A 25,337-nucleotide genomic window follows, 5' to 3' on the forward strand; every position below is an offset into this window, starting at 1 on the left:
CCCGTGCCGCCGAAGCAACCGCCGCAGCCGGCGCGCGCCGCCTGCACCAATCCGAACGCGCTCGGCGTTGCCCGCACCGTCGAGATCGACACGACAGGCGGACCGGGCTTCGGCTTCGAGCATTTCAAGCAGCTCGACTTCCTGCGCGACCACGAGGTGGTGCTGACCTTCGACGACGGTCCGTGGCCGGGCAACACGCCGGCGGTGCTGAAGGCGCTCGCGGATGAATGCACCACCGGCATCTTCTTCCCGATCGGCAAGCATGCCACCTATCACCCCGAGATCCTGCGTCAGGTCTATGCAGCCGGCCACACCGTCGGCTCGCACACCTGGTCGCATGAGAACCTGAACAACAAGAAGCTGACCGAGGATCAGAAGAAGGACGAGATCGAGCGCGGCTTGGCTGCGGTCAAATGGGCGCTCGAGACCTCACCCTCGCCGTTCTTCCGCTTCCCGGCGCTGCAGCACCCGCCGGAGATGGTCACCTATCTCGGCAACCGCAACATCGCGATCTTCTCTTGCGACCTCGACTCCTTCGATTTCAAGTCGAAGAACGCGCAGCAGGTGATCGACACCGTGATGAAGAAGCTCGCCAAGCTCGGCAAGGGCATCATCCTGATGCACGACTTCCAGAAGCACACCGCGGAAGCCCTGCCGACGCTGCTGACGCAGCTCAAGGCCGGCGGCTACAAGGTTGTGGCGATGCGCGCCAAATTCCCGGCGACCGTGCTGCCGCAATACGAGCAGGAGCTCGCCAAGGACGTCAAGCTGCCGACCGTGAGCTCGCGGCCGGTCAACAGCGTCGTCACCACGGTCGATCAGTAAGCGCGCCGGCCAAGTCCTGGTGTCTGGATTGCGTATCGAGGGTTTCGTCATCGTCTCCGCCGACGGCCGGTTGGCGAATGCGCGGAACGTGATGCCGGACGAGCTCAAGATCGAGGGCGACAAGCGGTTCTTCACCGCTGCCCTCGACCGCGCCGATCTCGTCGTGCACGGCCGCCACTCCCAGGAAGAGCAGCCGAACGCGCGGAAGCGGCGCCGCCTGATCCTGACAGCCAAGGTGGCGGCGATTGCGCCCGATCCGGCCAATCCGAAGGCGCTACTGTGGAATCCCGCCGGCTGCCCGTTCGAGACCGCGAGCCGTGAGGCCGGCGTGACCTCGGGCATGGTCGCCGTCATCGGCGGTCCCGGCGTGTTCGGCATGTTCATGGACCGTTACGATACGTTCTGGCTCTCGGTCGCAGCGAAGGTGCGCCTCCCCGACGGCGAGCCGTGCTTTCCTGGCGTCCCTGCCCGCACCCCGCAGCAGGTGCTCGCTGGGCACGGTCTTCACGCCGGCGAAGCGCAACTGATCGATGCCACGCAGGACGTCAGCGTCACGCCATGGCGGCGGATCGGTTGAGATCCTAGATTTGTAGTTCGTAGGATGGGTGGAGCGCAGCGATACCCATCGATTGCTCGGCACAAGAGATGATGGGTTTCGCGGAGTTTATCATCGGGCCGCGCTTGCGCGGACCCGTTGGCTCTACCCATCCTACGCCGCTGTGCCCTACACGTCCCCATAGGCCGGGTCGTCGCGGCGCGGACCGCGGCCGTAGCCGGCGATGATGAACAGCGCGCCGATCAGCGACAGATCCTTCAGCGCATCCATCAGGGTCCTCAGGTTGTCGGGCGCCGGCTGATTCCAGAAATCATGGAAGTAGAAGGTGACGACGCACACATAGATGATCAGGAGGAGCGCAAAGAACCGCGCCAGCACGTTCACTGCGATCATCAGCCCGGCAAGGATCTCGAAGCCGCCGACCACAATCGCCAGCAGCTGCATGAACGGCATGCCGACGACGGTTTCGATCTGCTGGGTATACGGCGCGGCGATAGCCGGGATCGTCAGCTTCGCCGCGATCACATCCGCGGTGGCCTGGATGCCGAACAGCTTGCTCGCTCCCGAATAGAGGAACAGCACGGCAAACAGAATCCGTCCGAAGGTGATGAACGCTGGCATGGGTCGGCCTCACTGGATGGCAGAAATCGGACGAAGCAGGCGCAGCGATTATGGTCGCTCCGCCTGCTTCGATCAAATCGAATCCATCTCGGCTCGCGTACGATGCGGAAAACCGCGCTGCGGCTTTCCGAACATAACGTGCTCAAACAACGCCCGTCAGCCGAACAGCGTCGGCTGCGCGCGGCCGGCACGCTCCTGGGCCTCGACCGCGGCGACCGCGGTCATGTTGAGGATGCCGCGCGCCGTCACGCCGGGGGTGAGGATGTGCGCCGGGCGCGCCGGACCGATCAGGATCGGCCCCACCGGCAACGCGTTGGCCAGCGATTTGATCATCTGATAGGCGATGTTGGCGGCGTCGAGTGTCGGCATGATCAGGATGTTGGCCTCACCTTCCAGCCGCGATTGCGGCAGCACCAAGCGCCGCGCCGCGGCCGACAGCGCGGTGTCGCCCTGCATTTCGCCGTCGGCCTCGATCTCCGGATGCTTGTCCTTCAACAGCTGGGTGGCCCGCCGCATCTTGCGCGAGGAGTCCGTATCATAGCTGCCGAAGTCGGAATGTGACACGAACGCGACCTTCGGCTTGAAGGCGAAGCGCTGGACGTGGATCGCCGCCAGCGAGGCCACTTCCGCCAGCTCCTCCGCGCTCGGGTTCGGCCGCACCTGCGTATCGGCGATGAAATGAGCGCCGGTCGAGGTGATCATCAGTGCCAGCGCAGCGTAGTCGCTGACCCCCGGCAGGAAGCCAATGATCTCGCGGACATGGCGCAGATGGCTCATGTAGCGGCCCTCGACCCCGCACAGCATTGCGTCAGCCTCGCCGCGCGACACCGCCAGCGCCGCGATGACGGTGTTGTTGGTGCGCACCACGGTCCGCGCCGCCTCCGGCGTCACCCCGCGGCGGCCGGCGACGTCGATATAGGACTGCACGTAGGACCGGTAGCGCGGATCGTCCTCGGGATTGACCAGGTCGAAATCGCGGCCGGCCTTGATCGAAAGGCCGAAGCGCTTGATGCGGGTCTCGACCACCGACGGACGGCCGACCAGGATCGGCCGCGCCAGCTTCTCCTCCAGCACCACCTGGGTTGCACGCAGCACCCGCTCATCCTCGCCTTCGGCGTAGATCACGCGCACCGGCTGGGTCTTCGCCTTGGCGAACACCGGCTTCATGGTGATGCCGGAGCGGAACGAGTAGCGTTGCAGCTCGGCGCAGTATTCGTCGAAGTTCCTGATCGGCCGCGTCGCAACGCCCGACTCCATCGCCGCCTTGGCCACCGCCGGGGCGATGCGCAGGATCAGGCGCGGATCGAACGGGCTCGGGATCAGCGAGCCCGGGCCGAAGCCCTGGGTCTCGCCGGTCTCGAGGCCATGGGCCACCGCATCCGACGGCGGATCGCGCGCGAGCTGCGCGATCGCATCCACCGCGGCATGCTTCATCGCCTCGTTGATCGCCGTGGCGCCGACGTCGAGCGCGCCGCGGAAGATGAAGGGGAAGCACAGCACGTTGTTGACCTGGTTCGGGAAGTCCGACCGTCCTGTGCAGATCATCGCATCGGGACGCGCCAGCCGCGCCTCGTCCGGCATGATCTCGGGCACCGGATTGGCAAGCGCCATCACCAGCGGCTTGTCCCCCATCTGCTTGACCATCTCGGGCTTCAGCACGCCCGGCGCCGACAGTCCGATGAAGATGTCCGCGCCCGGAATGACGTCGGCCAGCACGCGTGCGTCGGTCTTTTGGGTATAGACCGCCTTCCAGCGATCCATCGTGGTGTTGCGGCCGTCATAGACCACACCGTCGATGTCGCAGACCCAGATGTTCTTGCGCTGCGCTCCCATCGAGACCAGCAGATTGAGGGTCGCGATCGCAGCGGCGCCGGCGCCGGAGCAAACGATCTTCACATCGCTCAGTTGCTTGCCGTTCAGCAGCAGCCCGTTGACGATCGCGGCGGCGACGATGATGGCGGTGCCATGCTGATCGTCGTGGAATACCGGGATCTTCATGCGCTCCTTGAGCTGCGCCTCGATCTCGAAGCACTCCGGTCCCCGGATGTCTTCCAGATTGATGCCGCCGAAGGTCGGCTCCAGCGCCGCGACGGTCTCGACCACGCGCTCGATCGTGTCGGCCTTGATCTCGATGTCGAACACATCGATGCCGGCGAACTTCTTGAATAGCACCGCCTTGCCTTCCATGACGGGCTTGGAGGCCAGCGGGCCGATATTGCCGAGGCCGAGCACCGCGGTGCCGTTCGAGACCACCGCGACGAGATTGGCGCGGGCGGTCAGCGTCGCCGCCTCGGCCGGGTTCTTGGCGATCTCGGTGCAGGCAGCGGCAACGCCCGGCGAATAGGCCAGCGCCAGGTCGCGCTGGTTGGCGAGCGGCTTGATGGCCTGGATCTCGAGTTTGCCCGGACGCGGCAGCCGGTGATAGGCGAGCGCGGCGTTATGGAGTTCTTCAGACGATGACGACATGCGTGCTCCCCGCGTTTCCGGCCCAAATTTCTTGTTTCTGTGCTAATCCAGGCAAAAGTCAGTTGTCCGGCAAATCGAGCTGGATGTGAAGCATGTCCGGCCGCTTGGATGCAACATCCGATAATACCCCCGTCAACAGGCCTGGACGGCCCAGTTCGCCGATGCTGCACCGTTCGGCCGCAGCTTGGCAATTTTTTTCCCTTGATGATCCGGAGTTGACCGAATGAAGAAAATTCTGCTCGGCCTGATCGCGGTCGTCGTGATTGCGATCGGCGGCTTCTTCGGCTTCGACCTCTATACCCAGCGGCGGATCACGAGCGCCGTGGAGGCCGTATTCGACCAGGTCCGCGCCGAAGGCGGCACGGCGAGCCATGGCCGGATTTCATTCGACCTGATGCAGCGCACCCTGACCATCGGGGATATCGCCGTTGAAACCGGCACGCAGCCGCCGTTCAGGCTGAAGGCGGCGACCGTGATGGCCTATGGCGTCGACCGATCGGACACCTCGCACTTTTCCGCCGCGAGCCTTGAGGCCCGCGACGTCGAAATCGATGCCACGATGGGCGACAAGCAGGCCTTCACGCTCAACTACAAGGTGCCGCAGGTCACGGTGAAGGATTTCACCGGACCGACCGGTGTTCGTCAACTTCGGAAGTCGGCATCGCTGTTCGATCTCTACGGGTTCGGCCTCACCTATCTGGCCGGCGTCGCCGCCTCGTCGATCACGGCCCCCCGCCTGACCGGAACGGTCAAGACCGCCACATCAGGTGCCGACAGCATGAACGGCGAATACACTTACTCGAACATTGTGCTCGACAACATCAAGGACGGGAAGATCGCGTCCAGCAAGACCGACGGCGCCGTCTTCACATTCAACTCCCAGCCCGGGGGCAAGCCACTCAAGACAACCGGCGAGCTCTCGAACATTGTCGCGACAGATATCGACGTCGGCGCGATGGCGGCGATTTTCGATCCCGCCAAGGCCAACGACGACCGCGACTACCGGGTTCAGGGACATGTTTCGGCCGGTCCCTACATCATCAACGCCACGCCCGGCCTGAATACGCGGATCGACGGCGTGACGATCGATGAGGTCAGGATCAACCCGTCACGGATGCAGCTGCCGTCGTTGATAGCAATGATCCCGCCGCCGGGGAGTCCGCCGCCATCTCCGGCCCAGGCGCGCGAACTGCTGGATAAAATCGCCGGCCTCTACGCCGGCTTCAGCATAGGAAATGCGGAGATGCACGGGCTCTCGATGGAGGCGCCACAGGCACCGCAGACCCAGCTAAAGCTCTCTTCAATGCGATTCAATTTCGAACGCGGCAAGATCGGCGAGCTCGCGGTCGAGGGAATTGACGCCCATGCGCCGAACGGCCCCTTCAAGGTCGGACGCTTCGCGCTGAAGGCGCTCGATGTCGCGAGCTTCCTGCGACTGTCGTCACAGTTCGCTGGCCAGAAGCCGTCTGCCGAACAGACGCTGGCGCTGTTTCCCCTGATCGAGGGCGTCGAGATCAAGAGTGTCACGGCGCCCTACAAGGCCACCGGCAAGCCGGTCAACATCGACGTCCTCAGCCTCGATTGGGGTCAGTTCGTCGGAACGATCCCGAGCAAGCTGCGGCTGGTCGCGAAGATGGCTGCACCGCTGGATGCAACGGATCCGCAGCAGCAGGCACTCGTCGCAGCCGGCATCGACCGGATGGCCGTCGATGCCGATCTCGGCGCTGCCTGGACCGAGCCGTCACGGTCGTTCGCGCTCGAGCCGGTCAAGCTCGACATGGCGGGCCTGCTCAATGCATCGGCGAAGCTCGCGCTCGGCAACGTGCCGCGCGAGGCATTTTCGGTCAGCGCCGCGGAGGCGATTGGCGCAGCCGCGCAGATCGAGGCCGGCACGATCGAGCTTGTTGTCCACGACCTCGGCGTCATCGACCTCGCGGTCGCCCAGTTCGCCCGCACCCAGAACGTCGGCCGCGACGAGGCGCGCAAGGCCATCCTCGACAGCATCAAGGCGCAGGGCGATGCGATCGGCGGAGGCAATCCGAATGCGACAGCCCTTGTCACCGCGATCAGCCAGTTCATCGAGACGCCGGGACAGACGCTGGTCATCAAGCTGACCCCGCGCGCCAAAGCGCCGGCGCTTCAGCTGATGCAACTGCTCAGGACCGATCCGCAATCGGCCCTTGCGCAATTCAAGATCGAGGCCTCGACGGGGCTGTGATGCCCGCTCCCTGCCGTAGCCCGGATGGAGCGAAGCGCAATCCGGGAACAGTGTCGCCGTTGGAGAGACCGCCCCGGATTTCGCTTCGCTCCATCCGGGCTACGCGACAGAAGTTGCCCGCTTGCGGCCGCGCTGCCAAATATCGAAAAACGACCCATGCAAAGGAGCTGGCGGCTCCCGGCGTTCGGCCAGGCAGCTTGAAAGGTCGGGCAAATCAGGGATATATTTCTAATATTCAGAAATTGCGCAAGTACCGCGCCTCGCCCCCAAGTAACCGCTTGCGGGGCGAGGTGACGACCCGCCTAGCCCTTGGCCGGCAGGTTGGTCCGGATGTGCAGCTCCTTGAGCTGCTTCGGCGTCGCTTCCGACGGCGCGCCCATCAGCAAGTCCATGGCCTGCTGGTTCATCGGGAACAGCGAGATCTCGCGCAGATTGTTGGTGCCGCAGAGCAGCATCACGATGCGGTCGAGGCCGGCCGCCATGCCGCCATGCGGCGGGGCGCCATACTGGAACGCGCGGTACATGCCGCCGAAACGGTCGATGACTTCCTGCTCGCCATAGCCGGCGATCTCGAACGCCTTCACCATCGCTTCCGGCTTGTGGTTGCGGATGCCGCCGGAGGCGATCTCGTAGCCGTTGCAGGCGATGTCGTACTGGAACGCCTTGATCGTCAGCGGGTCCTGCGTCTTCAGCGCGTCGAGGCCGCCCTGCGGCATCGAGAACGGGTTGTGCGAGAAGTCGACCTTCTTGTTCTCCTCGTCATACTCGTACATCGGGAAGTCGACGATCCAGGCGAGCTCGAAGCGGTCCTTGTCGATCTGGTTCAGCTCCTCGCCGAGCTTGGTGCGCGCGAGGCCCGCGAACTTCCAGAATTTCTCGGGATCGCCGGCGACGAAGAACGCCGCGTCGCCTTCCTTCAGGCCGAGCTGGTCGCGGATCGCAGCCGTGCGCTCCGGGCCGATGTTGTTCGCCAAGGGACCTGCGCCCTCGCCGCCCTCACGCCACATGATGTAGCCGAGGCCGGGCTGGCCTTCGCCCTGCGCCCAGGAGTTCATGCGGTCGCAGAACGCGCGCGAACCGCCGCCGGTGCCCGGGATCGCCCAGACCTGGTTCTTCGGGTCTTCCAGCATCCGCGCGAACACCTTGAAGCCGGAGCCGCGGAAGTGCTCGGAGACTTCCTGCATCACGATCTTGTTGCGCAGATCGGGCTTGTCGGAGCCGTATTTGCGCACCGCCTCCGCGAATGGAATCCGCGGCCAGTTCTTGGTCACCGGCTTGCCCTTGGCAAAGTCCTCGAACACGCCGGTGATGACGGGCTCCATCGCCGCGAACACGTCGTCCTGGGTGACAAAGCTCATCTCGACGTCGAGCTGGTAGAACTCGCCCGGCAGGCGGTCGGCGCGCGGGTCCTCGTCGCGGAAGCAGGGTGCGATCTGGAAGTAGCGGTCGAAGCCCGACATCATCAGGAGCTGCTTGTACTGCTGCGGCGCCTGCGGCAGCGCGTAGAACTTGCCGGGGTGGATGCGCGAGGGCACCAGGAAGTCGCGCGCGCCTTCCGGCGACGACGCCGTCAGGATCGGGGTCTGGAATTCGAAGAAGCCCTGCTCCTTCATCCGCTTGCGCATGGAATCGACCACGGCGCCACGGGTCATGATGTTCTGGTGCAGCTTCTCGCGACGCAGGTCGAGGAAGCGGTACTTCAGCCTGATGTCCTCAGGATATTCCTGCTCACCGAACACTGGCAGCGGCAGCTCGGCCGCCGGGCCAAGCACCTCGATCTCCTTGATGTAGATCTCGACCATGCCGGTCGGCAGTTCCGGATTGTCGGTGCCGGCGGGGCGGCGGCGGACCTTGCCGTCGATCCGCACCACCCATTCCGAACGGAACTTCTCGACCTCGGCGAACGCCGGCGAGTCCGGATCGGCCACGCACTGGGTGATGCCGTAATGGTCGCGCAGATCGACGAACAACACGCCGCCATGGTCGCGGACCCGGTGAACCCAGCCTGAGAGCCGGACCGTCTGGTCGATATCGCTCTCACGGAGCGCGCCGCATGTGTGTGACCGGTAGCGATGCATAGTCGTTCCAAAAACTGATGTCGGAGGAGAATCGCGGTAGGAAAATTCCTATCCGAAGGCGCTGGGTTTACCCGAGCCCGCCCGGGGCGGCAACCGAGGGAACGCCCGCTTTTGGCCCGAAACTGCAGATTTTGCGGCGGTCCAACGCCAATTGGCCGCCAATCGTTTGCCTATTCGGCCCGCAGGCCTATCTTCCCGGTATGACCATCCATTTCCCGTTCCAGAACACCTATTCGGCGCTGCCGGCGAACTTTTTCGCCCGCGTCGCGCCGACCCCGGTCGCCGCCCCTCGGCTGATCAAGCTGAACCGGCCGCTCGCGATCCAGCTCGGGCTGGACCCGGACCTGCTGTCGACGGCGGAAGGCGCCGAAATCCTCGCCGGCAAGCGGCTGCCTGACGGCGCCGACCCGATTGCCATGGCCTATGCCGGCCACCAGTTCGGGCACTTTGTTCCCCAGCTCGGCGATGGCCGCGCCATCCTGCTCGGCGAGGTCATCGACCAGGACGGCGTCCGCCGCGACATCCAGCTCAAGGGATCAGGCCCGACCCCATTCTCCCGCCGCGGTGACGGCCGCGCTGCGCTCGGCCCGGTCTTACGCGAATACATCGTCAGCGAGGCGATGTTCGCGCTGGGCATCCCGACCACCCGCTCGCTGGCCGCGGTCGTCACCGGCGAGCCCGTGATGCGCGAGACCGCGCTGCCGGGCGCGGTGTTGACCCGCGTCGCCTCGAGCCACATCCGCGTCGGCACCTTCCAGTTCTTCGCCGCCCGCGGCGACACCGACGGCGTGCGCGCGCTCGCCGACCATGTCATTGCGAGGCACTATCCCGAACTGAGGGATGCGGCGCAGCCCTATCACGCACTGCTCGCCGGAGTCGTCGCCCGGCAGGCGTCGCTGGTCGCGCGCTGGCTCCTGGTCGGCTTCATCCACGGCGTGATGAACACCGACAACACCTCGATATCGGGCGAGACCATCGACTACGGCCCCTGCGCCTTCCTCGACGCTTACAACCCGGCGCAGGTGTTCTCCTCGATCGACGAGATGGGCCGCTACGCCTACGCCAACCAGCCGCGCATCGCGCTGTGGAATCTGACCCGGCTCGCCGAGTGCCTGCTGCCGCTGTTCGACAGCGAGCAAGAGAAGGCCCTCGAGCAGGCGCAGACGATCCTCGGCGAATTCCCGGAAAAATTCACCGCGGCCTATCAGGCCGGGCTGCGCGCCAAGGTCGGCTTCTTCACCGCGCAGGATGGCGACGAGGCGCTGATCCAGGACCTGCTCGACGCGATGGCCAAGAACGCGGCCGACTTCACCCTGACCTTCCGCCATCTCGGCAACGCCGCAGCCGATGACGCAACCGACGTCCGCGCGCAGTTCACCGATCCCACAGCGTTCGACGAATGGGCCGCCCGCTGGCGCACCCGCCTCGCGCTGGAGCCGCAGAGCGCAGCCGAGCGCAAGGCGGCGATGGGCGCCGTCAACCCGGCCTTCATCCCGCGCAACCACCGCATCGAGGCGGTGATCCAGGCAGCCGTCAACAACGACGACTACGCGCCGTTCGAGGAGTTGTTGACGGTGTTGGCAAAGCCGTTCGAGGATCAGCCGCAGTTCGCCGCCTACGCCGAGCCGCCGCTGCCCGAGCAGATGGTGACGCAGACATTCTGCGGGACGTGAGCCCAAGATAGTAGGATGGGTAGAGCGCAGCGAAACCCATCATTCGTTCTGCGCGCGAGACCGATGGGTTTCGCTTCGCTCTACCCATCCTACTGATCTCTCATACCGTCACCACGATCTTCCCGAACTGCACGTTCGACTCGAGGAAGCGGTGCGCCTCGACGATCTCTTCGAACGGAAACGTCCGCGCGATGATCGGCTTCAGCGCGCCGTCTGCGAGCCCGTCGAGGATGAACGCCTTCGCCGCGGCGAGCCGCGCGGGATCCTGAACAATCTCGTGCACGCGGTAGCCACGCAGGATCAGGCTCTTGCTCAGCACCGTGAACAGCGGAAACGGCGTCGGCTCGGAGCTGAGCCCCCATACTCGATCAGGATGCCGCCATGCGCCATCGCCGCTGCCAGCGGCACGAAGATGGGGCCTCCGACGGGATCAAGCACGACACGAACACCGTCGGGGCCCGCAATCTGCTCCAGCCTTGATTGCAGGTCTTCCTCCGCGGAGGCGATCACATGCGCAGCACCGGCGTCGCGCAGCGCCTGCGCCTTGGCTGAGGTGCGCGTGACCGCGATCGGGATCGCGCCGATGCGATTGGCAATCTGGATCGCGGCGAGCCCGACGCTGCTCGATGCCGCCGTGATGACGGCGAACTCCCCGCGGTCAAGCTTCGCAATGTCGATCAGGGCGCCATACGCCGTGAGATATTGCATCCACACCGCGGCCGCCGTCTCGAACCTCAGCGCCGGCGGATGCTTGACGACCAGCTCGGCCGGAAACGCCGCGAGCTCGGCATAGGCCGGCCAACGCGCCATCGAGATCGGCGGCACGATGCTGACGGCATCCCCTGGCGCGAAATCGACGACGCCCTCGCCGATCACCTCGACAAGGCCTGCGGCCTCGAGGCCGAGGCCGGACGGCAACGCCGGCGTCTCGATGTAGGTCCCGCTGCGCATCAGGGCCTCGGCACGATTCAGTCCGAGCGCCTTGATCCGGATCCGGACCTCGCCGCGCGCAGGTGGTGCGATCGCAACCTCCTCGATGCGCAGCACCTCGGGACCACCAATTTGATGAAAGCGAACGACGCGAGTCATCGGCAACACTCCAAAACAGTTGAATTGAATAGAGCTATGCCAAGGCCAATTGGGCGGATAAATCATCCCGCAGACTGAACAGTCAAAACTCGGAGTTTCGAATGATGGACCGCCTGACCAGCATGGCCGTCTTTCTCAGGGCGGTCGATCTCGGCTCCTTCGCCGCCGCAGCTGAGGCGCTCGAGATGTCCGGTCCGATGGTCGGCAAGCATGTCAGCTTCCTCGAACAGCGGCTCGGCGTTCGCCTGATTCACCGCACCACGCGGCGCCAAAGCTTGACCGAGTTCGGACACGCCTACTACGAGCGTTGCCGCGCTGTGCTTGCCGAAGCGGACGCCGCCGACGCCATCGCGGCCGACGCGTTGTCCGAACCGCGCGGGCGGCTGCGGGTGACCATGCCGGCGCTGCTCGGCCGGCACTGCGTGGCGCCGCTGCTGCTCAAGCTGGCGCAGAGATATCCGGCGCTGGAGCTCGATCTTTCGTTTGGCGACCCGGTCGCCGATCTGATGGAGGGCGGCTACGATCTTGCGATCAGGACCGGCGATCTCACCGAGCAGGCGAGCGTGATCACGCGGCGCATCGCGCGCCAGCGCATGGTGGTGTGCGGCTCGCGCGCCTATCTGAAGGCGCACGGCAGGCCGCGTACCCTTGACGAACTCGGCCAGCACCAGGCGATCGTCTATCGCCGTCTGGGCCGCGCGCGCCCCTGGCTGTTCCCGCGCGACGGTACGCCGCCGCGCGAGGTCTGGCCGGCCGGGCGGCTCAGGCTCGACGATCTCGAAGCGATCGCCGATGCCGCGGCGCGCGGCATGGGGCTGGCGTGGCTGCCCTCCTGGCTGGTGCGCGAACGCCTCGAGCGCGGCGCGCTGGTCCGGGTTCTCGGCACCGAAGGCGAACTGCCCTATGACTGCCATGCGCTGTGGCTGCCGACGCCGCGGCTGCCGCTCAAGGTTCGCCTTGCGGTCGATGCACTCGCCGCTGCGCTGCCGAAGCTTGTGGCCTAGCACCGCACCACAGCCCTGTAGGATGGGACCCATCCTACGAAGCTGGTTCCCGCAATGCGCCATGTGAGCGTTAACTCACCCTCCACCATGCCGGGAGGCTCGCGGCGGTAACCATAAGGCTTAACAGCGCGTCAACGCTCCCCCAACAAGTCTAACTGTTTCTGATGGGGGAGAACGGCCCGTGGACGCATTTGCATTCGAATTTATGGGATTGGCGATGATCGCGCTGTGTCTCGTCGTGCTGGCGATGCCTGCGGCGCGCCGGCCGTCGAAGAACATGCGCTACGAGTGAGCCATCGCGACGGCCACCGGCATGTCGGGCGCACGGCGCCCTCCGATCTCGCTGTAACCAGATAATATCGCGCTTAGGCGTCACCAAATCGCGATATCGTTGCCCTGATGAGTCCTGATGTGGGACGCAAGCCAGGGAATTGACGGCGCTTGAACGAGATTCAGCAATCCGACACGACGTCCTCCGCCGCGCACTCGCCACTCGAGGTGCTGCTGATTTTCCTCAAGCTCGGCGTCAGCTGCTTCGGCGGTCCGATTGCCCATATCGGTTATTTCCGCGACGAGTTCGTCATCCGCCGGCGCTGGCTGGACGAGCAGGCCTATGCGGATCTGGTCGCGCTCTGCCAATTCCTGCCCGGCCCCGCCAGCAGCCAGGTCGGCTTTTCGCTCGGCCTGATGCGCGCTGGCTATCTGGGCGCGCTGGCAGCCTGGACCGGCTTCACGCTGCCCTCGGCGATCGCGCTCGTGCTCTTCGCCTTCGGCGCCGGCGGATTGAGCGGCCCGGCCGGCACAGGCCTGGTACATGGCCTCAAGCTGGTCGCGGTGGCGATCGTCGCCCAGGCCGTCTGGGGCATGGCGCGCTCGCTCTGCCCCGATCGCGAGCGCGCGTCGATCGCGACGGTGGCGGCGCTCATCATCCTCGCCAGTTCGTCGACGATCGCGCAGATCGGCGCCATCATTCTCGGCGCCGTCGCCGGGCTCTGGTTCTGCCGGGCCCAAATGGCCAACGGCGTCACGCACGTCGCCATGCCGGTGTCGCGCCGCGCTGGCGTCGCCGCGCTGATCCTGTTCCTCGCCCTGCTGGTCGGACTGCCGCTCCTCGCCCGGACCTGGCCCGGCCTCGGCCTGTTCGAGGCGTTCTACCGCTCCGGCGCGCTGGTGTTCGGCGGCGGCCATGTCGTGCTGCCGCTGCTGCGCGAAGCGGTGGTGACGCCGGGCTGGATCGGCGACGATGCGTTCCTGACCGGCTATGGCGCCGCGCAGGCGGTGCCGGGCCCGCTGTTCACCTTCGCTGCCTATCTCGGCGCCGTGATCGGCGGCATGCCGGGCGCGGTCGTCGGCCTCATCGGCATCTTCCTTCCGGGGGTTCTCGTCCTGCTCGCGGCGCTGCCGTTCTGGGATAGCTTCCGCAAGCAGCCGGCGGCGCAGGCGATGATGCGCGGCGTCAACGCCGCCGTGGTCGGCATCCTCGGTGCCGCGCTCTACAATCCAGTCTGGACCAGCAGCGTGCAGCGTCCGCTCGATGTCGGCATCGCGCTGGCCGGCTTCGTCCTGCTCACGGCCTGGCGGGCACCGCCGCTCGTGGTGGTCGTCCTCAGCGCCGCCGCCGGCATCGCCACCGGGCTCCTGCAATCGTGAACGGCCGCGCCGGCGTTCGGCCTGCCGGATTAAGGACGCCTTCATGCCTCGTCGCCATGATGACGGGCGCATGCCGAGCGTCGCCAAACAACCGGATCCGACCCGGGTTCCCGTGCTGGACCTGCTGCGGCTCGCCGCGGTCGGGGCCGTGATCCTGTATCATTACGGCTTCTGGGGCACCGCATCGCACGGCGCGCAAATGGTGGCGTTGCCCTATCTCGCCCCAGTCGCCCAATACGGCTTCCTCGGCGTCCCCGTGTTCTTCGCGATCTCCGGCTTCGTCATCGCCTATTCGGCCGAAGGCCGCACGCCGGTCGGTTTCGCGATCGCCCGCTTCAGCCGGATCTATCCGACCTTCGTCATCTGCATGACACTGACCTTCCTTGCGACGCTGCTGCTCGGCCACGCTTGGTTTCAGGTGACGTGGGGACAGTGGCTCGCGAACCTGTTCATCGCAGCGCCGATGCTCGGCCAGCCCTACATGGACGATGCCTACTGGTCGCTGGTGATCGAGGTCGCGTTCTACGCCTGGGTCGCGCTGCTGCTGGCCTGGGGCATCTTCCCGCGGCGGATCGACACCATCATCGTGGCGTGGATCGCGATCACCTTCGCCAACGAGCTGACGCTCGATATTCCGCTGTTCGAGAAGCTGTTCATGGCCGACGACAGCGGCTTCTTCGCCGTCGGGCTCCTGATCTATGAACATTACCGCGGACGGCGCGACACCAGGCTCTACAGCCTGCTGACGTTGGCGATGGGCACGGCGACGTTCCAGGCCGTGCACAAGCTGGACCGGCTCGGCGTCCACACCCATGGCAGCTTCGATCCCCGCGTCGTCGCGGCGATCTGCATCGTCTCGCTCGCCATCGTGTTCGCCGCCACCCGCATCAAGTCGGTGCCGCTGCCGGATAGCCTGGTCAGGGCCGTGGGCGGCATCACCTACCCGCTCTATCTGCTGCATCTGCAGCTCGGCTACGTGATCCTGCTGCTGATCACGCCAACGCCGAATGCACTGTCGACCACGCTGGTCGTGGCATGCATGGTCGCACTGGCGTGGTTCGTCTGGCGCTTCCTCGAAGCTCCCGCGCATTATCGCGTCAAAGACCAGCTCACGATGTTGGCGTCACGGCATGGCTGGCCGTCGCGGATTCGCGCGAGCGAAAGGCGGATTGATCGAGACGACGTCGTCCTGCCGGTCTAGGCCTGGCCGATCGCCAACTAAGCGAGCCAACGCTTGCGCCGCTTGTAGTGCTTTACATCGCGATATGATTTTCGCTTGTCGCCGGCGACGCCAAGATAGAACTCTTTGACGTCCTCGTTTGCGGTGAGCGCGCGCGCTTCGCCATCCATCACCACGCGGCCATTTTCGAGGATATAGCCGTGGCTGGCATATCTGAGCGCCATGTTGGTGTTCTGTTCGGCGAGAAGGAATGAGACGCCTTCCTTGATGTTGAGGTCCCTCACGATTTCGAAGATCTCCTCCACGATCTGCGGCGCGAGGCCCATCGAAGGTTCATCGAGCAGGATCATCTTCGGGCGCGACATCAGCGCGCGGCCGATCACGCACATCTGCTGTTCGCCGCCCGATGTATATCCGGCGGTGGAACCGCGCCGTTCGCGGAGGCGCGGGAAATAGGCGTAGACCCGTTCGAGATCTTGCGCGATGGCTGACTTGCCGTCCCTGCGCGTGAAGGCTCCGGTCAGGATATTCTCCTCGACCGTCAGATGAGCGAAGGCACGCCGCCCCTCCATCACCTGAATGCAGCCGCGCCGCACCAGATCATTTGGCGACAAGGACTTCACCTCGACGCCATCGAACTGGATCGAGCCCTTGGTAACCTCGCCGCGCTCGGCGTGCAGCAGATTGGAGACCGCCTTCAGCGTCGTGGTCTTGCCGGCGCCATTGGCGCCGAGAAGCGCGACAATGCCGCCCCGCGGCACCTCCAGCGATACGCCCTTCAACACGAGGATGACGTGATCATAGACGACCTCGATATTGTTGACGGACAGAACGAGCGCTGCTTCCGTCGTCATGGCGACCTTGGCAGTTGACACGCGCAGACCTCCAAACGGTTGCACCTTCCGGAATCCGGGAGCAGGCAGACCTGCCTCCCGGATCGCTCACACCGGCTCAGGTTTCCTTCGCGCAGTCGCGCGGCTTGATCTTCTTCTCTGCGGCATACTTCGCGGACACATCGGCGACGAGCGGCTCGATCAGGGATTCGTCGGCCGTGTACCAGTCGGAAATCACTTTCCAACCCTTGCCATCCCATTGCTGGACGCGCCCGTAGCGCGCGCCCTCGTGGTCGGAGCAGGAAATGCTGACGGGCTTCAACATCCCCTCAAAGCCGAGTTCCTTGATACGTGCAGCGGTGAGGATGAGGTTCTCAAGCCCCCACCGGACCTGCTCGCCCGTCAGCGGTTTCTTGCCGAACTTTTCCTGCGCCTTGCGGATCGCCTCCACGCCGAGCATGGCATTCGTCATGCCGCGGTTGTAGAGAACTTCGCCGATCTTGGCAGGTTCTGTCGAACCCTTGCCTTTGGCGTAGATGTACTTCTCTACGTCCGCGTGCACGGGGAATTTTCCTGCGCCATGCTGAAGCATCAGGGATTTGTAGCCGGTGGCCTGATCGCCCGCGGGCGTCACATCCGGCTCTGCGCCTGACCACCAAACACCGATCATCTTCTCGCGCGGATAGGCAACGGCCGCCGCTTCCTTGATTGCCGTGCTGTTCATGACGCCCCAGCCCCAGACCAGGACATAATCCGGCCGCTGCTGGCGGATCGCCAGCCATTGCGACTTCTGCTCGACACCGGGGTGCGTGACCGGGATCGGGGTAAACTCAAAGCCGTACTTCTGCGCCAGCACCTGGAGCATCGGGATCGGCTCCTTGCCATAGGGGCTGTCGTGATACAGCAGCGAAATCTTCCGGCCTTTCAGCTTGTCGAACCCGCCGAGCTCCTTGGCGACGTGCTGGATCGCGATATCGGCCGCGGACCAGTAAGTGCCGAGCAATGGGAAGTTGTACGCGAACACCGCGCCGTTCTTGGAATCGGCACGGCCGTAGCCCATCGTGATGATCGGGATCTTGTCCGTCGCGGTCTTTTCGGTCAGCGCGAAGGTGATACCGGTCGACAGTGGGTTGATAAACGCTGCCCCGGTCGGCCCCTTGCTCTTGAGGCGCTCGTAACATTCAACGCCCTTGTCGGTCGCGTATGCCGTCTCGCATTCTTCGAACAGAATCTTGACGCCGTTGATGCCGCCGTCACGCTCATTGATCAGGTTGTAGTAATCCACAACGCCGTTCGCGTAGGGTGCGCCGTTCACCGCGTACGGTCCGGTCCGGTAGGACAGAATTGGGATGAACTGCTCGTTTTGCGCCACGGCCGGTGCGCTAAACGCCGCTCCCGACAGCGCGGCCGCCAGTATCAGTACGTTACGTGCAATATTTGCCATGTTGATATCCTCCTCTTTAAACGTCGGTGGGGTATTTCCTTCCTCTCGGTTGTCAGCGGCCGCCCTCCGCGTTGCGATCGAGGCACGATCGCTCCTTCAATAGGGAAACGGCCAAAGTCTGAGCTTCTCCTTGCCGATCGATATCAGCCTGGCGAAGCCATGGGGTTCCTTGATGAGAAGATAACAGATCAACGATCCGAAGATGATGAACTGGAGGTGCGTGATCGTTTGCGTGGACAGCGGCAGGCCGAGTTCGGTTGGAAGCACATTCAGCAGGATCGGCACGATGAGGATGAAGGCCGCCCCGATGAACGAACCCATGATCGATCCGAGCCCGCCGATGATGACCATGAACAGAAGATCCAGCGAGCGTTCGATCGAGAATGCAAGCGGCTCCCATGAACCGAGGTAGACGAACCCCCAGAGTGCGCCCGCCACTCCGATGATGAACGAAGAGACCGCGAAAGCCGTCAGCTTTGCGTAGAGCGGCCGGATACCGATCAGTTCGGCGGCGATATCCATGTCGCGGATCGCCATCCACTGCCTTCCGAGATTGCCGCGAACGAGATTCTTCGCCAACACCGCAAGCACGGTCACGAAGAGCAGGCACAGCAGGTAGCGCTCGACCGGCGTACGAACGACCACGCCGAAGAAATCCAGTTCCGGGGCATTCACCGATCCTGACGGCGCATAGTTGGTGAACCACGGGAGCCGCAGGAACGCCCAATCGAAGAAGAACTGCGCGGCAAGCGTCGCAACCGCCAGATAGAGGCCCTTGATGCGCAGACTGGGAATACCGAACAGGATTCCAACACCCGCCGACATGAACCCGCCGAGCAGAATGGATGCCAATACGGGCAACGGTGGGATCGCGATCGCGAAGCCGAGCGAGGCCAGCGGGATGTGGACGCCGGTCGCCAGCTTGTAGGCCGAATAAGCGCCGATGGCCATGAATGCGCCGCTGCCGAGCGAGATCTGGCCGCAATAGCCGACGAGAATGTTGGTGCCGATGGCGGCGAGCGCCAGGATGAGGAAGGGCAGCAAGATGGCCCACAGCAGATAGTCGCTGCCGAACGGCCAGATGCGGAAGGTAGCCAGCAGCGGCACGCCGATGAAAGCGATCCCGAGCAAGATGGCGAGCGCAATACGATCCTGACGAATCGGGAAGATCGCCATGTCTTCCGCGTAGGTCGTCTTGAACTGGCCAGCTTCGCGATAGAGCACACCGACCTCCTTGCCTCAGATGCGTTCGATGATCCGCTCGCCGAACAGACCCTGTGGCCGCACAAGCAGCACCGCCAACGCCAGCACATAGGCAAACCAGTATTCGATACCGCCGCCGATGGATGGCCCCAGATACACCTCGGCAATCTTCTCGCCCGCCCCCACGATGAGCCCGCCGACGATGGCTCCCGGAATGGAGGTGAGGCCTCCGATGATCAAAACCGGCAGGGCCTTCAGCGCAAGGAAGGTGATGGAGAACTGCACGCCAAGCTTGGTACCCCACACTGTCGCCGCGACCAGCGCAACGAGACCGGCAGCGAGCCAGACCACGAACCAAATCCAACTGATTGGAATCCCGACCGAGTGCGCGGCAAGATGGTCATCGGCCACGGCCCTGAGCGCGCGACCGGTCTTGGTACGCTGAAAGAAGAGCGCGAGGCCGGCGACCAGGATGCCAGCGATCAACGCGCCCCAGACGTCCAGCTTGTTGACCAGAATCCCGCCCGGGAAGAGCCCTTCGAACAAGAACCAGGCGTCGGTCGGGAACAGTCGCAATGGGTAGACGTCCGATCCGAAGATCATCTCCGCCACGCCCTCGATGACGAACGTCACGCCGATCGTGGACATGAACAGCGTGAGGGCGTCCTGGTTGACGAGAGGTCCGACCACGAACCGCTCGATGAGCCAGGCCGTTGCCGCCATGATCACGGCGGCAAAGCCGATGCCGAGCACGACCGCGACCCAAAGCGGAAAGCCATTGGCGACCAGGAGATCGAGGGCGCGAACCAGCGCCAGCCCTGCGAGCAATACCATCGCTCCTTGCGCATAATTGAACACCCCGGATGCCTTGAAGATCAGCACGAATCCGAGCGCGACCAGCGAATAGAGGACGCCGGACATCAATCCGCCGATCAGGACTTCGAGAAACTGCCCAAATGCGATCAAGAGCGCTCCTCAGTGTGCAATGCCAAGATAGGCGTCGATGACGGTCTGACTTCTCTTCACCTCGTCAGGCGTGCCGTCGGCGATCTTTACGCCGTGATCAAGCACCGCCACCCGATCCGACAGATCCATGACCACGGCCATATCGTGCTCGATCAGGGCGATGGTCGTGCCGAAATGATTGTTCACATCCATGATGAACCGCGACATGTCCTCCTTCTCCTCGAGGTTCATGCCCGCCATCGGCTCGTCGAGGAGAAGGAGATCGGGCTCCATCGCGAGAGCGCGACCAAGCTCGACACGCTTCTGCAAACCATACGGTAAACGCCCAACGGGGACCTTGCGGATTGTCTCGATCTCGAGGAAGTCGATGATCTCCTCAACCTTGCGCCGATGCTCGACCTCCTCCGCGAGAGCAGGGCCAAAGCGCAGCAGCTGCCACAACACGCCACAGCGCACCTTCAAGGTGCGGCCTGCCATGATGTTGTCGAGCGCGCTCATGCCCTTGAACAGGGCGACATTTTGAAAGGTACGCGCGATGCCGCCGCGTGCTGCCTCGAAAGGCTGCATTTTGGCCCGGGTGCGCCCCTTGAAGGTGATCGCGCCATGATTTGGACGATAGAAACCGTTGATGACGTTCAGCATCGAAGTCTTTCCGGCGCCGTTGGGGCCGATGATGGCCCGAATCTCGCCTTTCCTGATGTTGAACGAAACGTCCCTCAGCGCCTTGACGCCTCCGAAGGAGAGCGCCACGCGCTCGACCTGAAGCAGGATGTCGTCGGTGTCCGGCGCTCTCATGCTGCTCTCCCCAGAGGTTCCCCCGAACCAATGGCCTGCATGTCGCAAATCCTGACCCGTGCCGCGATCGTGCCCTTCCGGCCATCCTCAAAAGTGACGTCCGTAGAAATGTCGGCGTCCCGCGCCCCGTCGTAGAGTGCCGTCACCAACGGCGCATAGCGTTCGGCAATGAAGCGGCGGCGCACCTTCTGCGTGCGGGTCAGTTCGCCGTCATCGGCGTCGAGTTCCTTGTGCAGAATGAGAAAACGGCGAATCTGGGCACCCGCAAGCACCTTTTCCCCGGCCAGCGAGCGGTTCACCGCGGCAACGTCTTTCGCGACCATGTCGTAGACCAGCGGATGCCCGGCAAGCTCCTGATAGGATCCGTAGGCGACGTTGTTGCGCTCCGCCCAATTCGCAACGGCAACCGGGTCGATGTTGAGCATGGCGCAAACGAACTCTCGCGAGTCACCGAACGCGATCGCTTCCTTGATATTGGGATAGAACTTCAGCTTGTTCTCAAGGTACTTCGGGGAAAACATCGTGCCGTCAACCAGCCGACCGACGTCCTTCGCACGATCGATGATCTTCAGATGCCCGGTCTGCTCGTCAAAAAAGCCCGCATCGCCGGTCCTGACGTATCCGTCGGACGTCATGGCTTCCGCGGTCTTTGCCTGATCCTTGAAATATCCGAGGAACATGCCGGGCGAGCGAAACTGTACTTCGCCCGATTCCGCGATGCGGATGTCAACGTTGGGCGCGGCCGGACCAACCGTATCCGGGTAGATCTCGCCATCAGGCTGGCACGTTACATAAAGGAACGCCTCGGTCTGACCGTAGAGCTGTTTCAGATTCAATCCGATCGAGCGGTACAACGCGAACAGATCCGGACCGATGGCTTCGCCTCCGGTGTAGGCGACCCGTACCAGAGACAGGCCGAGGACGTTCTTGAGAGGCTCGTAGACCAGCCAGCGCCCGAGCGCATAAAGCAACCGGCCCGACAGCGGCACCGGACGTCCGGTCAAGACTTGTTCGCCATACCGGCGTGCGACGTCCAGGAAGTAATCGAACAATCGCCGCTTGAGCGGCGCGGCGTCCTCCATGCGGACCATCAGCCGTGTCAGCATGGCCTCAAAACTGCGTGGCGGGGCCAGGTAGAAGGTTGGTCCTATTTCACGCCGATCCTGTTCGATCGTGTCGCTGCTCTCGGGACACGCCATGCAGAATCCGGCCACGAGGCCCTGCACGTAGCTGACGTAATGATCGCCCGCCCAGGCCAGCGGCAGATAAGCGAACACCACGTCCTTGTCGGTCAGCTTGTCGAACCGCGTGGTGTCGGTTGCAGCATCGATGCAGCGGCCCGCCGACAGCATGACACCCTTCGGCGCTCCGGTCGTTCCCGAGGTGTAGAGGATGACCGCAATGTCTGAACCGTTCCCAGCCTGAACGTATTCATCAATCCGTTGACCAAGCGCCACGTCGGCCGCAAGCGCGGCGCGGCCGTCCGCAATGATATTGTCGATTGCGATCACTCCACTGCGCTCGTAGCCGTCGAGGCCACGCGGCTCGTCGTAGACGATCTTGTTGAGTTGCGGCAGCCGCTCGGACACCGACAAGACCTTGTCGACCTGTTCCTGGTCCTGCACTGCGACGAGCTTCGTCTCGGCGTGAGCGAGCACAAAGGCAAGCTCATCCGCCACGGCATCCGAGTAGACCGGAACGGGAATGGCGCGCAGCATCTGCGCTGCCATCATGGTCCAGTAAAGCTTCGGACGATTTGAGCCAACAATGGCGATCGTGTCGCCTTGTCGCAAGCCAAGGCGATCCAGGCCGGCGGCGTAAGCTCGCACGATCTCGGCGACCTGAGCCCAGGTCCAGTTCTGCCAGATACCGAGATCCTTGTGCCGAAACGCCGGCCGCGCGCCAAACTGTGCAGCATTTCGCAGCAGCAATTTGGGGAACGTATCGAACGATCCGCCGCCAGCCATGTCGGTCTCGGTCCCAAAAACCGGCGCGTTGGTTCGCTCCTGTTATGGTGATGCCTGCCCTTTTTGGGCAACAGCCATGCGAGTGCCGCATGCTCCACCTTACAACGGATCGGGACCCCCACAAGTACCCTATGAAAAGATGGCGCTTCTCTGTGGCGCCCGAGCGAAAGAGATAGCGTGCGCCCCAAGACGGAGCTGACTATCAAACCAGTCCGAAATGGGTTGCGGTGCAATGCGGCTGGTCGGCTCCTGTAGGAGGTAACCCCAATGAGTTGCTGGCCTCACGGCACGGCTGGCCGTCGCGCATCCACGCGGACGAAGCGCGGATCAATTCGGGCCACATCACGCGTCGGTCGAGGCCGGGCAGATCGCCAATCACAGATTGCGCTGCGACCAGCGATTGTTCGCCCATCCCGCGCAGAACACCGCATCGGCACTGTCGGGGATGATCCGCGCGAACCACCGGTCGACCTCCGGCGAGGTCTGGGTCGTCGGCTCATCGCGATAACGCAGCCGGCCGTAGGCGCCCCGCATCACCATCGTCGCCTTCTCGATAGCCTGACGCGGATACAGCGTTGCAGCCAGGCTGAGACAGAGTTCGTCGAGATCGTTCCCTTGCACCTCGGCCGGAATGGCCGGCACGACGCTGCGGCATTGCGCGCGGCCCAGCACGTAGATGACGGGATTTCGCGTCCGCCAGCACAGGCAGAATTCTGCCGGCGCCGCCGGGTCGCCGAACTCCGCCGCCATCGCGGTCTCGAACATCCGCTTGAAGAAACCGCCGCCGCGATAGGTGTCCCGGACTGCGGTGCCTGACAGATAGATCACCGGCGTGCCGCCAACGGCCAGGCGCTGGATGATCATGTAGGCCACGCATGCGCCCCCGTGATGAAGCAGGACAATGCCGTGGTCGGCATTGAACGGCGCGTGCTGACGCGACCAGAATCGTCCTTCGGTCAGCCAGTTCGTATCGATGATGCTGCTGATGTCGTCGAGCACAGCATCGCGGCGATGCTCCGGGACATCAGAGGCGATTTGAAACAGCTCGCTAGTCACAGAACCGGACGGCGTGGCGATCACGGTGGCGGGTCCTTTTTGTAACTCGACTTCAGGTTGCTTGTGCAAGGTACGGCACGCGTGGCCCGCCTGACAAGTCTGCGCTCCTGGTTGCTCCAAATCGCCAATTACCAATTTGCCCGACGGCGCAAATGCTCGCAGCAACGCGAGCGCCCGATAACGACCGCCTCTGGAATACTGGATCACCGCTTTCGCGGGTGATGACACCGCGGGTTTGACATCTTGAATCGAGAACCACCCGGCGTCGTCCAGGCGAAAGCCAGGACCCATTACCCCCTATGCAAATTGCCGCGCGAGACCGGGGCCGCGGTCGCCCGATCAGCAAATTCCGGTGGTTATGGATTCTGCCTTTCGCGGGGATGACGGGCCAAATTCGCGGCACGACCGGGCCGAAAACACCCTCGAATCACGCCCAATCAATCCAAAAATGCCCTGTCCGTCACCCCATGCAGGGCCAAAATCCCTGCAAGACCCTTGACATAGCTGCCCTTTCGGCAGAACGCGTGTGGTCAAGCCGTCATGGATACTTCATGGATCTGATTAGCACGACCTCCGACCTCGCCGCCGCCTGTGATCGGCTCGCCCAACACAAGGTCATCACCGTCGACACCGAGTTCCTGCGGGAGACGACCTACTATCCCCTGCTCTGCGTCGTGCAGATGGCAAGTGCGGACGAAGCCGTCGTGGTCGACGCGCTGGCGCCCGGCATCGACCTCAAGCCGTTCTTCGAGTTGATGTCGAACGAGGCCGTGCTGAAGGTTTTCCACGCCGCGCGGCAGGACATCGAAATCGTCTGGCACCTCTCCGGCACGATCCCGCACCCGATCTTCGACACCCAGGTCGCGGCCATGGTGCTCGGCTATGGCGACAGCATCGCCTATGACCAGCTCGTCGACCGCGTCACCGGCCATCGCCCCGACAAGACCCACCGCTTCACCGACTGGTCGCGCCGCCCGCTGACCGAAGAGCAGCTGCATTACGCCGTCTCCGACGTCACCCATCTGCGCGAAGTGTTCGCGGCGCTCGATGCCGATTTGCGCAAGCGCGACCGCAGCGACTGGGTCAGCGAGGAGATGGAGATCCTGACCTCGCCGAAGACCTACGACTTCCATCCCGAGCGCGCCTGGGAACGGCTCAAGACCCGCGTGCGCAAGCCGCGCGAGCTCGCGGTGCTGATCGAGGTCGCCGCCTGGCGCGAGCAGGAGGCGCAAAGCCGCGACGTGCCGCGCTCGCGCGTGCTCAAGGACGATGCGGTCGGCGACATCGCCACCCATGCGCCAACTTCGCTGGAGAAGCTAGGCAATCTGCGTTCGCTGCCGAAGGGTTTCGAGCGCTCGAAATGGGGCGCCGACATCATTGCCGCCGTGCAGCGCGGGCTGGCCCGCGACCAGGCGACGCTGCCCAAGCTGGAAAAGCCCAGAAACAATTCCAACGGTGCGGCGACCGTCGAGCTGCTCAAGGTGCTGCTCCGCATGACCTCGGAGCGCCACGGCGTCGCCAGCAAGGTGATCGCCACCGTCGACGACCTCGAGCAGATTGCGGCCAGCGATCAGGCCGAGGTCGGCGCCCTGCACGGCTGGCGGCGCGAATTGTTCGGCGAAGCGGCACTCAAGCTCAAGCACGGCCAGCTCGCGCTCGCGATCGACAAGGGCCGCGTGGTGCGGGTCGACAGGGGCTAGCGCACCAGGTTCC

At 64.1% G+C, this 25,337-nt stretch carries 18 protein-coding genes and 1 pseudogene; 8 read left to right on the forward strand and 11 right to left on the reverse strand.

From position 1 onward, the window contains the following. On the forward strand, positions 1–825 hold an 825-nt coding region (locus tag AC628_RS07815), incomplete at its 5' end, for a polysaccharide deacetylase family protein (protein ID WP_074126152.1). Between the two features lie 19 nt (positions 826–844). After that, entirely contained in the window at positions 845–1,402 is a 558-nt protein-coding gene (locus AC628_RS07820; RefSeq protein WP_074126153.1) for a dihydrofolate reductase family protein, read from the forward strand. A gap of 147 nt (positions 1,403–1,549) precedes the next feature. Here AC628_RS07820 and AC628_RS07825 read toward each other — a convergent pair whose 3' ends face one another. Both AC628_RS07825 and AC628_RS07830 read right to left on the reverse strand, forming a co-directional pair. Continuing rightward, positions 1,550–2,002: a DoxX family protein gene (locus tag AC628_RS07825; RefSeq protein ID WP_074126154.1), complete on the reverse strand. Its 453-nt coding sequence runs from the start codon at positions 2,000–2,002 to the stop codon at positions 1,550–1,552. Positions 2,003–2,158: 156 nt separating this feature from the next. After that, positions 2,159–4,468, reverse strand: a complete 2,310-nt coding sequence (locus tag AC628_RS07830) for an NADP-dependent malic enzyme (RefSeq protein ID WP_074126155.1) — start codon at positions 4,466–4,468, stop codon at positions 2,159–2,161. A 223-nt stretch (positions 4,469–4,691) separates the two neighbouring features. Here AC628_RS07830 and AC628_RS07835 point away from each other — a divergent pair, with 223 nt between their 5' ends. Then, positions 4,692–6,686: an aq_1923 C-terminal domain gene (locus tag AC628_RS07835; RefSeq protein WP_074126156.1), complete on the forward strand. Its 1,995-nt coding sequence runs from the start codon at positions 4,692–4,694 to the stop codon at positions 6,684–6,686. Between the two features lie 302 nt (positions 6,687–6,988). On the opposite strand, the gene aspS is transcribed toward AC628_RS07835, so the two are convergent. Further along, positions 6,989–8,764 (reverse strand): aspartate--tRNA ligase, encoded by a 1,776-nt coding sequence (gene aspS / locus AC628_RS07840; protein ID WP_074126157.1) that lies wholly within the window; start codon positions 8,762–8,764, stop codon positions 6,989–6,991. 200 nt (positions 8,765–8,964) lie between these two features. On the opposite strand from aspS, the gene AC628_RS07845 reads away from it, so the two are divergent. After that, positions 8,965–10,437: a protein adenylyltransferase SelO gene (locus tag AC628_RS07845; RefSeq protein ID WP_074126158.1), complete on the forward strand. Its 1,473-nt coding sequence runs from the start codon at positions 8,965–8,967 to the stop codon at positions 10,435–10,437. Positions 10,438–10,537: 100 nt separating this feature from the next. Here AC628_RS07845 and AC628_RS07850 read toward each other — a convergent pair. Then, positions 10,538–11,526, reverse strand: a pseudogene (locus tag AC628_RS07850) (zinc-dependent alcohol dehydrogenase family protein). 104 nt (positions 11,527–11,630) lie between these two features. On the opposite strand from AC628_RS07850, the gene AC628_RS07855 reads away from it, so the two are divergent. The 3 genes from AC628_RS07855 (at position 11,631) to AC628_RS07865 (ending at position 15,381) form a co-directional block, all read left to right on the forward strand. Further along, positions 11,631–12,530 carry a LysR family transcriptional regulator gene (locus AC628_RS07855; protein WP_074126209.1) on the forward strand — a complete coding sequence of 300 codons (900 nt, stop codon included), beginning with the start codon at positions 11,631–11,633 and terminating at the stop codon, positions 12,528–12,530. A gap of 441 nt (positions 12,531–12,971) precedes the next feature. Continuing rightward, positions 12,972–14,180, forward strand: coding sequence for a chromate efflux transporter (gene chrA / locus AC628_RS07860; protein WP_502689551.1), 1,209 nt, complete (start codon positions 12,972–12,974; stop codon positions 14,178–14,180). Positions 14,181–14,223: 43 nt separating this feature from the next. Continuing rightward, positions 14,224–15,381 carry an acyltransferase family protein gene (locus tag AC628_RS07865; RefSeq protein ID WP_245321088.1) on the forward strand — a complete coding sequence of 386 codons (1,158 nt, stop codon included), beginning with the start codon at positions 14,224–14,226 and terminating at the stop codon, positions 15,379–15,381. Between the two features lie 17 nt (positions 15,382–15,398). On the opposite strand, the gene AC628_RS07870 is transcribed toward AC628_RS07865, so the two are convergent. The 7 genes from AC628_RS07870 to AC628_RS42645 all read right to left on the reverse strand — a co-directional run bounded on the left by AC628_RS07870 (position 15,399) and on the right by AC628_RS42645 (position 23,915). Beyond that, positions 15,399–16,214: an ABC transporter ATP-binding protein gene (locus AC628_RS07870; protein WP_074126211.1), complete on the reverse strand. Its 816-nt coding sequence runs from the start codon at positions 16,212–16,214 to the stop codon at positions 15,399–15,401. Positions 16,215–16,311: 97 nt separating this feature from the next. Then, positions 16,312–17,637, reverse strand: coding sequence for an ABC transporter substrate-binding protein (locus tag AC628_RS07875; RefSeq protein WP_074126160.1), 1,326 nt, complete (start codon positions 17,635–17,637; stop codon positions 16,312–16,314). 96 nt (positions 17,638–17,733) lie between these two features. Further along, positions 17,734–18,861, reverse strand: a complete 1,128-nt coding sequence (locus tag AC628_RS07880; protein ID WP_074126161.1) for a branched-chain amino acid ABC transporter permease — start codon at positions 18,859–18,861, stop codon at positions 17,734–17,736. A 15-nt stretch (positions 18,862–18,876) separates the two neighbouring features. Further along, positions 18,877–19,806 carry a branched-chain amino acid ABC transporter permease gene (locus tag AC628_RS07885; RefSeq protein ID WP_283806544.1) on the reverse strand — a complete coding sequence of 310 codons (930 nt, stop codon included), beginning with the start codon at positions 19,804–19,806 and terminating at the stop codon, positions 18,877–18,879. Between the two features lie 9 nt (positions 19,807–19,815). Beyond that, on the reverse strand, positions 19,816–20,601 hold the full coding sequence (locus AC628_RS07890; RefSeq protein WP_074126162.1) for an ABC transporter ATP-binding protein: 786 nt from the start codon (positions 20,599–20,601) through the stop codon (positions 19,816–19,818). Beyond that, positions 20,598–22,568, reverse strand: a complete 1,971-nt coding sequence (locus AC628_RS07895; RefSeq protein WP_074126163.1) for an AMP-dependent synthetase/ligase — start codon at positions 22,566–22,568, stop codon at positions 20,598–20,600. The genes AC628_RS07890 and AC628_RS07895 overlap by 4 nt, the downstream gene beginning before the upstream one ends. Positions 22,569–22,943: 375 nt before the next feature. Beyond that, positions 22,944–23,915, reverse strand: coding sequence for a GNAT family protein (locus AC628_RS42645; RefSeq protein ID WP_143201489.1), 972 nt, complete (start codon positions 23,913–23,915; stop codon positions 22,944–22,946). A gap of 260 nt (positions 23,916–24,175) precedes the next feature. Here AC628_RS42645 and rnd point away from each other — a divergent pair, with 260 nt between their 5' ends. Next, on the forward strand, positions 24,176–25,324 hold the full coding sequence (gene rnd / locus AC628_RS07905; protein ID WP_050425945.1) for a ribonuclease D: 1,149 nt from the start codon (positions 24,176–24,178) through the stop codon (positions 25,322–25,324). The last annotated feature ends 13 nt before the right edge of the window (positions 25,325–25,337 follow it).

It is taken from the genome of Bradyrhizobium sp. NAS96.2 (assembly GCF_001908235.1).
In the GTDB taxonomy this organism is placed as follows: domain Bacteria; phylum Pseudomonadota; class Alphaproteobacteria; order Rhizobiales; family Xanthobacteraceae; genus Bradyrhizobium.